Origin of the sequence: Allostreptomyces psammosilenae (assembly GCF_013407765.1) — a bacterium.
In the GTDB taxonomy this organism is placed as follows: domain Bacteria; phylum Actinomycetota; class Actinomycetes; order Streptomycetales; family Streptomycetaceae; genus Allostreptomyces; species Allostreptomyces psammosilenae.
In genome coordinates this window covers 1,824,148-1,838,565 of sequence record NZ_JACBZD010000001.1, presented here as the reverse complement: position 1 = coordinate 1,838,565, position 14,418 = coordinate 1,824,148, and the positions used below count along the sequence as shown (strand labels likewise).

At 74.6% G+C, this 14,418-nt stretch carries 12 protein-coding genes; 7 read left to right on the top strand and 5 right to left on the bottom strand.

From position 1 onward, the window contains the following. Positions 1-169 precede the first annotated feature (169 nt). Positions 170-823, top strand: coding sequence for a pentapeptide repeat-containing protein (locus tag FHU37_RS07325; RefSeq protein ID WP_179813391.1), 654 nt, complete (start codon positions 170-172; stop codon positions 821-823). Positions 824-844: 21 nt separating this feature from the next. On the opposite strand, the gene FHU37_RS07320 is transcribed toward FHU37_RS07325, so the two are convergent. The 3 genes from FHU37_RS07320 to FHU37_RS07310 all read right to left on the bottom strand — a co-directional run bounded on the left by FHU37_RS07320 (position 845) and on the right by FHU37_RS07310 (position 4,925). Further along, positions 845-1,567, bottom strand: coding sequence for an alpha-ketoglutarate-dependent dioxygenase AlkB family protein (locus tag FHU37_RS07320; protein ID WP_179813390.1), 723 nt, complete (start codon positions 1,565-1,567; stop codon positions 845-847). 197 nt (positions 1,568-1,764) lie between these two features. Beyond that, entirely contained in the window at positions 1,765-3,867 is a 2,103-nt protein-coding gene (locus FHU37_RS07315; RefSeq protein ID WP_218903964.1) for a cellulase family glycosylhydrolase, read from the bottom strand. Positions 3,868-4,187: 320 nt separating this feature from the next. Beyond that, the gene (locus FHU37_RS07310; RefSeq protein WP_179816101.1) at positions 4,188-4,925 is read right to left on the bottom strand and encodes a M23 family metallopeptidase; all 738 of its coding nucleotides are present in this window, start codon (positions 4,923-4,925) and stop codon (positions 4,188-4,190) included. Between the two features lie 395 nt (positions 4,926-5,320). Between FHU37_RS07310 and FHU37_RS07305 the strand changes: the two genes are divergently transcribed. The 5 genes from FHU37_RS07305 to FHU37_RS07285 all read left to right on the top strand — a co-directional run bounded on the left by FHU37_RS07305 (position 5,321) and on the right by FHU37_RS07285 (position 10,191). Further along, a complete protein-coding gene (locus FHU37_RS07305) occupies positions 5,321-6,175 on the top strand; it encodes an NAD(P)H-binding protein (RefSeq protein WP_179813389.1) in 855 nt (284 codons plus the stop codon). Between the two features lie 40 nt (positions 6,176-6,215). Beyond that, positions 6,216-6,884 (top strand): NAD(P)-dependent oxidoreductase, encoded by a 669-nt coding sequence (locus tag FHU37_RS07300; protein ID WP_179813388.1) that lies wholly within the window; start codon positions 6,216-6,218, stop codon positions 6,882-6,884. Between the two features lie 136 nt (positions 6,885-7,020). Further along, entirely contained in the window at positions 7,021-8,535 is a 1,515-nt protein-coding gene (locus FHU37_RS07295) for an AlkA N-terminal domain-containing protein (RefSeq protein ID WP_218903963.1), read from the top strand. Positions 8,536-8,890: 355 nt separating this feature from the next. Beyond that, positions 8,891-9,568, top strand: a complete 678-nt coding sequence (locus FHU37_RS07290; RefSeq protein ID WP_179813386.1) for a hypothetical protein — start codon at positions 8,891-8,893, stop codon at positions 9,566-9,568. Between the two features lie 44 nt (positions 9,569-9,612). Beyond that, positions 9,613-10,191: a hypothetical protein gene (locus tag FHU37_RS07285; RefSeq protein WP_179813385.1), complete on the top strand. Its 579-nt coding sequence runs from the start codon at positions 9,613-9,615 to the stop codon at positions 10,189-10,191. Positions 10,192-10,275: 84 nt separating this feature from the next. On the opposite strand, the gene FHU37_RS07280 is transcribed toward FHU37_RS07285, so the two are convergent. Next, the gene (locus FHU37_RS07280) at positions 10,276-12,339 is read right to left on the bottom strand and encodes a cellulase family glycosylhydrolase (RefSeq protein ID WP_179813384.1); all 2,064 of its coding nucleotides are present in this window, start codon (positions 12,337-12,339) and stop codon (positions 10,276-10,278) included. Between the two features lie 274 nt (positions 12,340-12,613). After that, positions 12,614-13,324, bottom strand: coding sequence for a ribonuclease H family protein (locus FHU37_RS07275; protein ID WP_179813383.1), 711 nt, complete (start codon positions 13,322-13,324; stop codon positions 12,614-12,616). A gap of 121 nt (positions 13,325-13,445) precedes the next feature. Between FHU37_RS07275 and FHU37_RS07270 the strand changes: the two genes are divergently transcribed. After that, entirely contained in the window at positions 13,446-14,411 is a 966-nt protein-coding gene (locus tag FHU37_RS07270; RefSeq protein ID WP_179813382.1) for an RluA family pseudouridine synthase, read from the top strand. Positions 14,412-14,418 lie beyond the last annotated feature (7 nt).

Sequence of the window (14,418 nt, the reverse complement as noted above, 5' to 3'; positions counted from 1 at the left end):
CCCCACCGGCGCGGCGACGGACGGGCGGCCGGTGCCTCCACCGGCGCACGCCCCCTGACGATGATCGACCACGGCGCGCCGGTCTTCCAGGGGTACCCGTCCGGGACGGGGGACGACCGGCCGGCCCGTTCGGGGGGTGCTGTCGGTGCCGACCGGCACAATGGCCGGCATGCCCGCGCCTCGCCAACTCGACGACCTGCCCTTCGCGCACCACCTCCGGCCCCACGCCGGGCCCCTGGAGCGCGACGGCGACTACGACACCGTCCACCTCGACGGGACGACGTTCGAGGGGACGGAGGCCGGCAGCTGCCGCTTCATGGAGTCCGCGTTCTCCTCGGTCACCTTCGCCGCGGGCCGCTACCGGGGCGCCCGGTTCCTCGACGTGTGGATGCACACCGTGCGCTGGGTCGGCACGGACCTGGCCGAGACCAGCTGGATGGACGCCGAGGTGATCTCCAGCATGCTCGCCGGCATGGAGATGTTCGGCGCGCAGCTGCACCGGGTCACCTTCCACGCGTGCAAGTTGGACTCGGTGAACCTCCGCACCGCCGCGCTGCGTGACGTCGCCTTCGTCGACTGCCTGCTGCGGGACGTCGACTTCGGCGGGGCGTCGCTCACCGGCGTCACCTTCCCCGGCAGCACGCTGGAGGGGGTGCGTTTCGGGCGGGCCCGGATGCGGGACGTCGACCTGCGGCAGGCCCGCGCGCTGGGCGTCACCGCCGGTCACGACGGGCTCGCCGGGGCCACCATCGGCACCGCGCAGCTGATGGACCTCGCCCCGGCCTTCGCCCAGCTCCTCGGCATCACGGTGCGCGACGACTGAGCCGGCCGGCGCGCGCCGTCCTCACCGGCGCCGGGCGGCGGGGGTGCCGGTCAGCCCGGTGACCCGCAGGGTGATGTTGAGGCGCCCGCCGGCCAGGCCGGTGGCCGGGTTCCCCGTGCCGGGCCGGACCCGGGGCACGCCGTGGTAGGCGAGGCGCGAGGGCCCGCCGAAGACGAACAGGTCGCCCGAGCGCAGTTCGACGTCGGTGTAGGGCCTGCCCCGGTTCTCGGTGTTGCCGAAGCGGAAGACGCAGCTGTCGCCGATGCTCAGCGACACCACCGGGGCGCGCGACCGCTCGTCCCGGTCCTGGTGCATGCCCATGGTGGCGCGGCCGTCGTAGAAGTTGACCAGCGCGGTGTCCGGGTCGTAGCCGTCGCCCGCGGCGGGGTCCTGGTACGCCGCGACGAGCGCCCGCCGCCCGAGTTCGGCCAGCCAGTCGGGGAACTCGGCGACCCGCGCGCCACCGGCGTCCGCGGCGGTGCGGGTGTACCGGTAGGGCTGCCAGTGCCAGCCGACGCACACCGTGCGCACGGACATCACCCCGCCGCCCGGCAGCCGGGTGTGGCGCATCGGAACGGGGCCGGTGGCCCAGCCGCGGCAGGCGGTGACCAGTTCCCGCTGCCGCTCCAGGCTGAGCCAGTCGGGGACGTGCACGGCGCCCGGGGCGACCGTCACCCGGGGCCTCGGCCCCGCGCCGGCCTCGTCGAGCCCGTCGAATCCGTCGAAGAGCGGCGGCGTCGTCACCGCGCGCCTCCCGTGCCCGCCTCCCGGCGGGGCCGCACCCGGCCCGCGTCCATGCTGGTGTCCCTCTCGCTCGGGTTCCCCTCACCGCCATGCTGCCAGCAGCGGCGGGAGGCGTGGCGGTCGGCGGCGTGGCGGGATGGGTGGGCGGTCCCCTTCCCGCCGCGCCGCCGGTGTCACGCCCGGGCGTCGGCCGCCGGTCAGGCCGGGACGGTGCCCCAGGCCAGGGTGCCGCCGATGTGGGCGGTCACCCGGGTGCTGTCGGCGTACGCGGTGTTGGTGCCCCGGCTGTAGTCGTCGGCCTCGTTGAAGTTGCTCCAGTCGCTCTTGTTGACGCGGACCTGGATGTCCCCGGTGGAGGCGCCGGGGGCGAGGGTGCCGGTGAGCGAGAGCTCCAGGTAGCCGTCCGCCCCGGGGGCCGCCGGGGTCACGTTGTGGAAGGTGCCGGTGACGCGGGCGCAGCCGATCTGCGCCCAGTCGCAGGCGAAGCCCAGGCCGGTGGCCCCGTCACGGGTGAAGTAGTAGCGCAGCTTCACGGTGGACAGGTCCAGGGCCGTCGTCCCGGTGTTGACGACCTGGAGGCTCGGCCGGATCTGGTTGCCGGTGGCGGAGGTGTTGTTGTTCTTGTAGCGCACCGTGACCCCGCCGGCCGGGTCCGGTCCGCCGCCGCCCGTGGTGGTGGTGACGGTGAGTGCCGCGGTGGCCGGCGAGAGGTTTCCGGCGGCGTCCCTGGCCCGCACCGTGTAGGAGTGGGTGGAGTTCGGGGACAGCCCGGTGTCGGTGTGGCTCAGGCCGGTCACGGTGGCGATCCGGGTGCCGCCGCGGTAGACCTCGTAGCCGGTCACGCCCACGTTGTCGGTGGAGGCGTTCCAGGAGAGGGTGACGCTGGAGGAGGTGACCGAGCCGGCCCGCAGGGCGAGGGGGGTGGTGGGGGCCTGGGTGTCGCCACCGCCGTAGAGGTCGTTCAGGGACTTGCCGGTGGCGGCGCTGCCCAGCGGGACGTCGTGGTCGAGGCCGACGAACTTGCCGCCGTCCTGCCACAGCGCGGGCTTGAGCAGCGCGTACTTCGCCTCGTCCCAGGTGGCCCAGTCGTAGCCGAGCAGGCCGCCGGTGTCACCGGAGTTGGGGTTCAGGCACCAGAAGGTCTGGTGCAGCCGGTTCTCGGTGATCAGGTCGCGCAGGGCCACCATCCAGCGCTGGTTCTCCCCGCCGTCCATGTGGCCGCCCCACTCGCCGATCAGCAGCGGCGCGGTGTCGTCCTCGTGGATGTAGAGCCAGTTGGGGCGCCAGACCTCCTCGGTGAGCGACTGCTTGTCCCAGTCGCCCTCGAACCAGGGCTGCTGGTAGACGGCGGGGCCGTAGTCGTGCGGGGAGTACACCAGCTGGTCCTGGTTCGCGCCGAGGTCGACCGGGTGGTCGGCGACGCCGCGCAGGTTCCCGCCCCACCAGGTGCCGTGGTAGTCGTCGCCGTCGGTGGAGGACCAGTTCTGGCCGTCCTTGGGGTAGATCTCGACGCCCTCGCAGAGGATCAGCACGTTGGGGTTGCGGGCGAGGATCCGGTTGCCGGCGGTCTCGCAGGTGTGCTTGAAGTTGTCGACGTCGGTGGAGTCGTCCCACTTGGCCCGCGGCGAGGTGCTCTCGTCACCGTGCGGCTCGTTCTTGACGTCCATCGCCACGATGGTGTCGTCGGCCTTGTACCGGTCGGCGACCCACTCCCACGCCTCGTAGAACTGCTCGACGGTGACCGAGCCCTTCCACCAGACCGGGTGCACGTGGCCGGAGTTGTCGGCCTCGGCGCTGTGCACGTCGAGCATGACCTTCAGGCCGTACTTCTCGCACAGTTCCAGCCAGTAGTCGAAGACGCCGAGGGTGGTCTTGCCGGCCAGCTCCGGGTTGGCGTAGGCGTTGACCCCGGAGGGGACGGCGGCCTGACCGTTCTTCCACTCCAGCAGCAGCTGCGTGCTGATCGGCACGCGCACGATGTTGATGCCGCGTTCGGCGATGGAGCGGGTCAGGGTCTCGATGTTGGCGCTCCACAGGCCGTGGAAGACCCGCTCGGTGGCGTTGAAGCCGAACCAGTTGGCGCCGGTGAGCCAGACCTCGTTGCCGGCCGCGTCCACGATCCGGTTGCCGTCGGTGTGCAGCCAGTCGGCGGTGGCCGCCGCGGTGACCTCGGCCGCCGCGGCGGTGTCCGGGGGCGTGGCCGCCCGCGCGCCCGCCAGCGGACCGACCAGCGACGCGGCCAGCGCGGTGGCGAGCGCCCCCGCGCCCAGCCGTCCGGCGAGCCTCAGTGGCACTGACACAGTTGCGTCCTCTCCAGTGGGATGGCCCCGCCCTGGTGCGCGCCCCCGCCGTGGCGGGTCGGTGGAGGCGGTGCTGGGCACGGCGATGGGAGCGCTCTCATACGGAGGCGCCCCCACCACCGCCGGGCTCCGTGACGCGAGTCACGCTAGGAGTCGTGCTATGCGCATGTCAATGGTCAACTGAGAGCGCTCTCTTGACGCCTCGCGCCGCCGACCGGGCAACCGCCGCCCGGGGGACCGCCGACCGGCGGCCCGACCCCGGGGCGAGGGGGCGCCCCCGGGGGCGGACCGCCGGTCGGACCGCGGTCACCGCTCACCGCTCAGCAGATCGGCACGCCGGGCAGTTGCGCGGAGGGGTGGTCGATGTAGATGTTCGAGACGTAGCCGCCCTGGTCGCGCAGCCTGCTCCACCAGTTGTTGGTGTAGCCCTCCGCCGAGACGGTGTCTCCCTGCTTCTGGCACACCACCGTCACCGCGGTCGGCCCGGCCAGCGTGGTCACCACCGGGGAGGACAGGTAGGCGTCGGCGCGCACCCGCACCCCGCTCCCCCAGGTCATGAAGGAGGAACCGCCGGCGCAGCCGTTGTCGCTGGTCAGGTACGCCTGGTTGTAGGAGGACGGGTAGGACAGCGCCACGCCGTTGATCCGGATGTTCTGGCCCACGCCGTTGTAGAGCTGCTCGTAGTGGATGTGCGGACCGGAGGAGTTGCCGGTGCTGCCGGTGGTGCCGATCTGCTGCCCCTGGGCGACCCAGGCGCCGCTCGGCACGGAGTAGCTGGCCAGGTGGAAGTAGTAGGTGCGCCAGCCGCCGCCGTGGTCGATGACGATGTAGTTGCCGGCGCCGCTGGGCTGCGAGTAGCGGGTGGCCGTCCCGGCGGCGGAGGCGAGCACCGGGGCTCCGTTGGTCACGCCGCCGTCGGCCCGGACGAAGTCCAGCGCCCGGCGCACCTCGGCGGAGTGGTGACTGTAGGTCCACCGCTGACCGCAGGCGAAGGGCGCCTTGAAGTTGGGCGCCGCCTGCGCCTGGGACGGCAGGGCGACCAGGCTCGCCGCCGCCATGAGGGCGACGGCGAGGAAGGAAAGGAACCGTTTCAGGGACACGCTGGTCCACTCCTCGGTGCGGGCGGGTCGTCAGGAAGAGTGCGGATCTACGCGCGAAGACCACGGACAACACCGGTGTCCGGAACCGACCGTGAGTCACGGACACTTTAGGCCCGCCGGCCGGAACTGACAATGACAGACCGTCAGCCGGACGGCGCCGCACGCGGGCTCCCACCGGGCCCCGCAGTCGCCCAGGCCCCGGCGCGGACGCGGCGGCGGACACCGCCGCCCGCCGAGACGCCGGTCACACTCCGGCTCCCGGTGTCACACCCGTCGCTCCCGCACCACTCCCAGGTGGTGACCGCGGCGGCCGCCCGGCCGGTCCGCGCACCGTCCCATCGAAAGGCAACGACATGATCCTGGTGACCGGAGCCACCGGAACCGTCGGGCGTCCGCTCGTCGAGGCCCTGCGCGCGTCGGGCGCGGGCGTCCGGGCGGTGACCCGCGACCGGGCCGCCGCCGCGCTGCCCACGGGCGTCGAGGTGGTCGAGGGCGACCCGTCGGTGCCCGGCGGAATCGCCTCCGCCCTGGAGGGGGTCACCGCCCTCTTCCTGCACCCGCGCGCGGTCGGGGACGCCGCCGAGGAACTGCTGGCGCTCGCCCGCGAGCGCGGGGTCCGGCGGGTGGTCGCGCTGTCGGCGTCCAACATCGACGACGATCCCGCCGAGCAGCCGTCCCGCCTCCGGGGCGACCGGAACCGGGAGGCCGAGCAGGCCGCCGTCCACAGCGGACTGGACTGGGTGAGCCTGCGGGCCGGCTCCTTCGCCGCCAACACCCTCACCGCCTGGGGCGCCCAGATCCGCGCCGGGGACGTCGTGCGCGGCCCGTACGCCGACTTCGCCGAACCGCCGCTGCACGAGCGGGACCTGGCCGAGGTGGCCGCCCGCGCCCTGCTCACCGACCAACTGGTGGGCCGCCGGCTGGAGCCGACCGGCCCGGAGTCGCTCACCCACGCCGAGCAGGTCGCCGTGATCGGCCGGGTGCTCGGCAGGCCGCTGCGCTACCAGGAGGTCCCGCCGGAGGCGGCCACGCGCGGCATGGTCCGCGCCGGACTGCCCGAGCCGTTCGTCACGGCGCTGATGGCCCGGTACGCCCGAGGGCTCGGGCGGCCGACGCCGCCCACCGACGACGTGGCCGAGGTGCTGGGGCGGCCGGCGCGCCGCTACGCGCAGTGGGTCGCCGACCACGCCGCTGCCTTCCGCGGCTGAGCCCGCCTCCCCCTAGGACGACCACCGGAGGGAACCACCGATGAAGCTCACGATCTTCGCCGCGACCGGCGGCGTCGGCCGGCTGCTGCTCGACCAGGCGGTCGCCGCGGGCCACGAGGTCACGGCGGTGGCCAGGAACCCCGGGGCTGCGCTGCCCGGGGCGGCGCGCGTCGTCACCGCCGACCTGTCGACCGCGCCGGCGGCGACGCTGGGTGACGCCGTCGCCGGGGCGGACGCCGTCCTGTCCGCCCTGGGAGCACGGTCGAGGGCGGAGGCCGGGATCGCCTGGCGGGGCACCCGGGCCATCGTCCAGGCGATGCGGGCGACGGGCACCCGGCGCCTGGTCGTCGTCAGCGCCGCTCCGGTCGGCACCGTGCCCTCCCCCGACCGTCCGCGTCCGCCGAGGCACGACCCCGGCGACGGGGTGTTCATGCGGAACCTGTTCGCCCCGCTGGTGAAGTCGGTGCTCCGGGAGCACTATGCCGACCTGGCCCGGATGGAGGACGTCCTGCGGGCGAGCGACCTGGACTGGACCGTGGTACGGCCGCCGCGGCTGACCGACCGGCCGCTGACCGGGACCTACCGGGAGGCGTACGGACGCAACGTCCGGGCCGGCTGGTCGATCCCCCGCGCCGACGTCGCCCACTGCCTGCTGCGCGCGCTGGAGCGGCCGGAGACGGTCGGCCGGACCATCGGCATCGCCACCTGACGGCCACGGTGGCGTCCCGGCCACGGTGGCGTCCCGGCCGGCCGCGCGGCGCGCCGCCCCGGGGCGCCGCCGCCCGGGGCGCCGTGTCCGTTTTCCGCCAGCCGCCGGGCACGGCGGCGGCCGATACTGGCGAGTGATGGACGACGACAGCAGGTACGAGGCGGTGCGCGGCCGGGACGCCAGGTTCGACGGGGAGTTCTTCTTCGCCGTCTCCACCACGGGCATCTACTGCCGGCCGAGCTGCCCCGCGATCACCCCCAAGCGCGAGAACGTGACCTTCTACCCCACCGCGGCGGCGGCACAGGCCGCGGGATTCCGCGCCTGCCGGCGCTGCCGGCCGGACGCCGTTCCGGGCTCGGCCGACTGGAACGTCCGCGCGGACGTGGTCGGCCGGGCCATGCGGCTGATCGGCGACGGCGTCGTGGACCGCGAGGGCGTGCCGGGGCTGGCGGCCCGGCTGGGCTACAGCACCCGGCAGGTGCAGCGGCAGCTGAACGCCGAGCTGGGCGCGGGCCCGATCGCCCTGGCCCGGGCGCAGCGCGCGCACACGGCCCGGGTGCTGCTGCAGACCACCGACATGCGGGCCGCCGAGATCGCCTTCGCGGCGGGGTTCGCCAGCGTGCGCCAGTTCAACGACACGCTGCGGGAGATCTACGCGGCCACGCCGAGCGAGCTGCGGGCGCTGCGGCACGGGCGGGGCGGGCAGGGCGGGCGCGCCGGCTCGGTGGCCGGTCCGCGCGGCACCGGGGGCGTGCCGCTGCGGCTGGCCTACCGCGGGCCGTACGCCTCGGCGGAGGTCTTCGACTACCTCCAGGCGCGGGCGGTCGCCGGGGTCGAGGAGGTCGTCGGCGAGCCTGGGGCGCGCACCTACCGTCGGACGCTGCGGCTGCCCCACGGCGCCGGGGTGGCCGAGGTGTGGGAGCGGCCGGGGACGGGCGGTTGGCTGGAGTGCCGGCTGCACCTGGGGGATCCGCGGGACCTGACCACCGCGGCGCAGCGGACCCGCCGGCTGTTCGACCTGGACGCGGACCCCTACGCGGTGGCCGAGCGGCTGGGCGGGGATCCGCTGCTCGGGCCGGCGGTGCGGCGGTGCCCGGGGTTGCGGGTGCCGGGCGCGCCGGATCCCGCCGAGTTGGCCTTCCGGGCCGTTCTCGGGCAGGGCGCCGCGGTGGCGGAGGGGCGGCGCCGGGCCGAGGCGCTGGTGGCGGCGCACGGAGAGCCGTTGCCGGTGCCGAGCGGAGGGCTGACCCACCTGTTCCCGTCGGCCGAGGTGCTCGCCGAGGCCACCGGGGAGTCCACCGGGGAGTTCGGGGTGCCGCGGGAGCGGTGGGGCGCGCTGCGCGCGCTCGGCGCGGCGCTGGCCGACGGGACGGTCCGCCTGGATCCCGGGGCGGACCGGGAGGAGGCGGAGCGGTCCCTGCTGGCCGTGCCCGGCGTCGCGCCATGGACGGCCGGGTACGTGCGGATGCGGGCCCTGGGCGACCCGGACGTGCTGCTGGCCGAGCCGGCCCGGTGGGACGGTGCGGCCGATCCCGCCCGGTGGCGCCCCTGGCGGTCCTACGCCACGCACCACCTGTGGAGCGGCGCCGCCGACGGGCTCCGCTCCGGGCGGGCGGCCGGAGCGCGGGGGGCGCTGGCGGCGGTGGGCTGAGGCGGGGCCGGGCCGACGAGGGCCGTCGAGGGTCGACCGGCCCGACGGGGCGTCGGCGGCGGTTCGCGGCGGTGGGGGACGTTTGGGGCGCCGTCGGTCGGCAAGGCGTCCGGTGCGAGCAAAGGACCCTCCGATCCGCCGGCACCGGTGGGTTTGACAACCGATCAGCGTGCGCGCGGGCGTCCGGCCGTTCGGGGCGCGTCGTCGCCGGGGCGTCACCGGCCCGGGCGCAGCGCGGCGCTGCCCCCTCACCCACTGCCGGCCGCGCGGCCACCGCCGGCCCGCGCCTCCCCACCGGGAGGCGCGGGCCCCGGTGGGGCGCGCCGTCGGCGCCCACAGCCAGCGAAGGATTGTCATGTCTTCTGTTGTCGCCACCACCATCGTGGTGGTCGTCGCCCTCGCCCTGGTCGTGGCGGTGGCGCTCCCCGCCCTGCGCCGCGCCCGGCTCCGGCGGCGCTTCGGGGCCGAGTACGAGCGCACCGTCGCGGCGCACGGCGGCGACCGCCGGTCCGCGGAGCGGGATCTGCGCGACCGGCTGCACCGCTACGGCGAACGTCCGGTCAGGTCACTTCCCGACGAGCGGGCGGAGCGCTACCGCGCCCGGTGGGCCGTTCTCCAGGAACGTTTCGTCGACGAACCTGCCGCCTCGCTGCACTCCGCACAGGAGCTGCTCGGCCGGCTGATGCAGGAGCGCGGCTACCCCACGGACGTTCCGGAGAACGCCATGGCCGCCCTCTCCGTCCACCACGCCGACGTGCTCGGCGACTACCGGGCCGCCCGCGAGGTCGCGCTGCGGTCCGCCGCCGAGCGCAGCGCGACGGAGGAGATGCGCGAGGCGCTGGTGCGCACCCGCCGCCTGTTCGAGGTGCTGCTGACCGAACGGGGCAGTACGCCCGCCGCCCGTCCGGCGCCGGCCGGGCGTCCGCGTGGCGAGGAGCCGGTGTCCCGGGCGGACGCCGGCGGCCAGCGGCACGGCACCCTGTTCGGCGCGGCGGGACGGCACTTCCGGCAGGCCGGCCACCATCCCCGCTGAGCCGGGACGGCCAACCCCACTCCCCCAGGTGTAAGGACGCGATCATGGCTGAGAGCACCGAGCACGGCACGCATGAGATCCCCGGGCGGGAGACCGGACCGCTGACCGGCGCCTGGCCCGTCGCGCGGCCCCGCCGCGGGACGGACACCCCCGCCACCGCCCCCATGCCCGGCCAGTCCGGCGAGGCCGCCGGGGACCCGGCCACCTGGTCGGACGACGCGCACGCGGCGGCGCGGGCCCTGACCGGCGCCCCGGCGTCCGGCCCGGGCGCCGATCCCGGGCAGACCTCCGCGCAGGGCGCGGACGCCCCGGCGCCCCCGGGGGCGGATCCGGTCGGCGAGCTGCTGCCGGCCACCGCGCGGGACGAGCTGCGAACCCGCTGGAAGGAGGTCCAGGGCGCCTTCGTGGACCGGCCGTCGGCGTCGGTGGAGGAGGCCGACCGTCTCCTGGAAGGCGCCCTGGCCCGGCTGGCCGAGGCGGTGTCCGCCCAGCGCGAGGAGCTGCGCGGCGCCTGGAAGCCGGGCCGGGGTGGCAGCGAGCGGGGCGACGCGGCGCGCACCGAGGAACTGCGGGTGGTCCTGCAGCGCTACCGTCGCCTGGTGCAGCGCCTGGCGGCCGTCTGACCGGGCGTCCGACCGACGACACCGGCGCGCCCCCCGAGCCGCGGCTCGGGGTGGGCGCGCCGGTGTGCTCGGCGACCGTGCCGGTCAGGCCGTGCTGCCGGTGACGGAGCTCCCGGACCGGGTGACGTAGTAGGTCACGGTGGCGCCGCTCCAGAAGTGGAAGGTGAGCGTGACCCGCGCGCCGTCGTTGACCTCGGCGAAGAAGTCGGAGGTCAGCGTGATGGTGTTGGCGGCGTAGTTCGGCGAGAAGGCGCGGTCGAACTCCTTGAAGGAGGTCCAGTTGTGCGGGCCGGCGTTGCTGCCGTCGGCGTACTTGGCCTCCATGGTGGCCAGCTGGTCACCGCGGAACTGGGTGGGCACGGCGAAGCCGCTGGTCGTGCCGGTGGCGTTCGACAGGGTCGGGGTGTCGTAGGTGATCACGTCGATGCGCCAGGGCTCCCCCTGGGAGAACCGCGCGTGCAGGGTCGCGTTGACGCCGTAGTCCCGCGCCCCGGTCAGCCGGGTCAGCAGCAAGGCGGTGAGGGTCAGCCGGTCGCCGGAGACGGTGTAGTCGGTGCCGCTCACCAGTGGGGTGGTGCCGTGGCGCAGGCCCTGGAAGGTGGTCCCGTTCAGGTTCAGGGTGAGGCTCTTGGCGGTGACGGGGGTGGACCGGGCGACGTACACCTGGTCGGAGGAGGCGGTACCGGAACGCGTCGTCCAGCTGGACCGGATCTGCGCGAAGAGTTCCGGGTCGTTCCAGCGGAAGGCGGTGCGGTGGAAGTGCTGCCCGTTGTCCCACAGCATGGTGGTCAGCTGCTTGGTGCGGGCGTAGTAGCCGAGGAACTCGAAGAACTTCAGCTTCTCGCCCTGCTGGATGGTGCCGGTGTGCCGGTCGAATCCCAGCAGTCCGTACTCGCCGATGATCACCGGGATGCCGCGGGCGACGAAGGCGTCGTGGACCCGGTCGAAGCTGCTGGTCAGGTCCTGCTGGACGGTGGCGTCGAAGCGGGTTCCGCCGGCGACGTTCACGCTGAACGGCCAGTATCCGTAGAAGTGCACGGTGGCGATGAGGTTGGGGTCGTCGAGCGCGTCGAAGGTGTCGGCGAGTTCGTCGAGCCGGGCCTGCTCGGAGGAGGTGTGCAGCGTCGGCAGCACCAGGAGCCGGTTCGCGTTGTTGCCGCCCGAGTCGCGCACGATCCGGTGGAAGGAGGTGTTGAGTTCGTGCAGCAGCTCGGCGTTCTGGGCGTCGCCCGAGCTGCCGGTGAACTGCGGCTCGTTGACGCTCTCGAAGACGAGCTTCGGCGAGGAGCCGCGGAACGCCTCGGCGACCTGCTCCCAGATCGCGTTGTAGCGGGCCAGCACGCCCGCGCGGTCACCGGGCATGCCCGAGATCCACTGCCAGGAGTCGTGATGGATGTTGATCATCACGTAGAGGTCGCGGGCGAGCGCCCAGTCGACCACCTCCTTGACCCGGTTCAGGTAGGCCGCGTCGATGGTGTAGTCGGGCGCCGGGCCCTGGTGCTGACCCCAGGTCACCGGAATCCGGATGCTCTTGAAGCCCTGGGCCTTGACGTTGTCCAGCAGGGCCTCGGTGACGCGCGGGTTGCCCCACGAGGTCTCGTCGGAGCCGGTGGCGTCGAAGCTGTTGCCGAGGTTCCAGCCGGGCTGCATCGCGGCCACCTCCGCCATCGCGTCACCCGGCGGCGTCGGGGTGGGCGACGGTGTGCCGCCGACGGCGCCGGTGCAGGTGACACCGTTGAGCGCGAACGACTCCGGGTTCGGGTTGCTCCCCGACCACGACCCGTTGAAGCCGAACGACACCGTGGCGTTGGTGGCGACGCGGGCGTTGTGGCCGACGTTGGTGGCGGTCACCTGGTCGCCGGAGGAGGTGACCGTGGCGTTCCAGGCCTGGGTGACCCGCTGACCGGCCGGGAACCGCCACGCCAGGCGCCACCCGTCGACCGGGTCGCCGAGGTTGGTCACGGCGACGTTCGCCGTGAATCCTCCGGACCACTGGGCGGAGGTGGTGTACTCCACCCGGCAGCCGGTGGCCGCCTGAGCGGTGGAGGCCGCGACGACACCGAGGCCGACGAGCAGCGCGGTGACGAGGGCGGGAACCAGACCGAGTCGCCATCTGATTCGTCGTGTGTGGTGCCGCAGACCGGCCATGACTCTCCTCGGGAAGGGACGCAGCGCGAAGCGCCGCCCCCCCCCGGGAGGAGGTGGGCGGCACCGGGTCACCCGGGCGGGACAGTCGGGTGGGATCACCCGGATGTTAGGCTCGCCGCCAATTTCCCTCAATAAGGCGGGAGTGGCTGATTCTGGGCGCGGCCGACGCCTTCCGCGGGTGCCCGCCGGAATGTCGAGAAGCCTGGCGTCGAATTCGATGTCGAATTCGACGCCAGGCTTCTCGGGAAACGTGTGGGGTGTTTCGTCCGGGGCGCTAGGCGGGCGCGGTGGTCGCGGTCGCGGTGGCGCAGGAGACGTGACCCCAGCCTTCCGGGTTCTTGGCGATCGTCTCGCCCTTGGCGTAGGACCGGCCGCAGCGGCACCGGCCGGGGAACCTCGCCTTGACCGTGGCTCCCGAGCCGCCCCCGGTCCGCGCGCGCGGCGCCTTCGCCCCCGAGGCCGCCCGGGGGCGCGAGGCCGCCACGGGCCGCGGCTCGGTCCTGGGCGGCAGCTCGGATCCCAGGGCGGAACCGGCCGGCTGCTGGGTGCGGGCCGCGTGGCTGGCCGCGGCGTCCGCGGCGGCGTTGAGGTGGTCGCCGTCGACCTGGTGCGCCGGGGTGTAGACGAAGTCCACGGTGCGCCCGGCCAGCAGTTCGTCGATGCGCACCACCAGGTCGCGGTTGGCGACCGGTGTGCCGGCGGCGGTCTTCCAGCCCTTGCGGCGCCAGCCGGGCAGCCAGGTGGTGACCGCCTTCATGGCGTACTGCGAGTCCATCCGCACCTCCACCGGCGCGGCGGGGTCGACGGCTTCCAGCAGCATCCGCAGGGCGGTCAGCTCGGCCACGTTGTTGGTCGCCCGGCCCAGCGGACCGGCCTCCCAGCGCGCCACCTCGCCGTCCGCGCCCGCGATCACCCACGCCCAGGCCGCCGGCCCGGGATTTCCCTTCGAGGCGCCGTCACAGGCGGCGACGATCCGTTCCTTCATCCCCCGATCCTCCCACCGATCGGCGCCCCGCCATGACCACCCGCCGCCCCGCCGCAGGCCGCCCCGGCCACGGCGCGGGGCCGACACCGCCCCGGGGGCCGACGACCTAAGCTCGTCACCGATGAGACGCAAAACCGCGGTGCCGCCGGCGCCGCTGCCGCAGCGGGACGGGGTCGACCCGGTCCGGTTGAAGCTGCCCGTCGACGGCCCCTGGGCGACGGTGCGGGACCACCTGGTCGACCGGCTGCCGGCGGTGCCGCCCGGCCTGATCGACGCCATGCTGCGCGAGGGCGGGATCGTCGGCACGGACGGGCCGATCGCCCCCGACGCCCCGTTCCTGCCGGGCGCGTACCTGTGGTTCCACCGGGAGCTGCCGGACGAGGTGCCGGTGCCGTTCGACATCGAGGTGCTGCACCAGGACGACTGCCTGGTCGTCGTCGACAAGCCGCACTTCCTGTCGACCATGCCGCGCGGCCGGCACGTCGCGGAGACCGCCCTGTCCCGGCTGCGCCGGGACCTGGCGCTGCCCGCGCTCAGCCCGGCGCACCGGCTGGACCGGCTGACCGCGGGGCTGGCGATGTTCGTGGTGCGTCCGGAGCACCGCGGGGCCTACCAGACGCTCTTCCGGGACCGGCTGGTGCGCAAGGAGTACGAGGCGATAGCACCGTACGACCCGGGGCTCACGCTGCCCCGCACGGTGCGCAACCGCATCGTCAAGGAGCGCGGGGTGATCGCCGCCCGGGAGGTCCCGGGCGCACCCAACAGCGTCAGCCGGATCGAGCTGGTCGAGCGGCGCGGCGGGCTCGGTCGGTACCGGCTGCTGCCGACCACCGGGCGCACCCACCAGTTGCGGCTGCACATGAGCGGCCTGGGCATCCCCATCCTGGGCGACCCCGTCTATCCGGTGCTCACCGAGCGGGCGCCGGACGACTTCAGCCGGCCCCTGCAGCTGCTCGCCCGGGTGCTGGAGTTCACCGACCCGATCAGCGGCCGGGAACGCCGCTTCGTCAGCCGGTTCACCCTGCGGGCCTGGACCTCCTACCAGGACTGGGCGGCGGAGCGGCCGGGCGCGGCCGTCGGCTCGTGACCGCCGC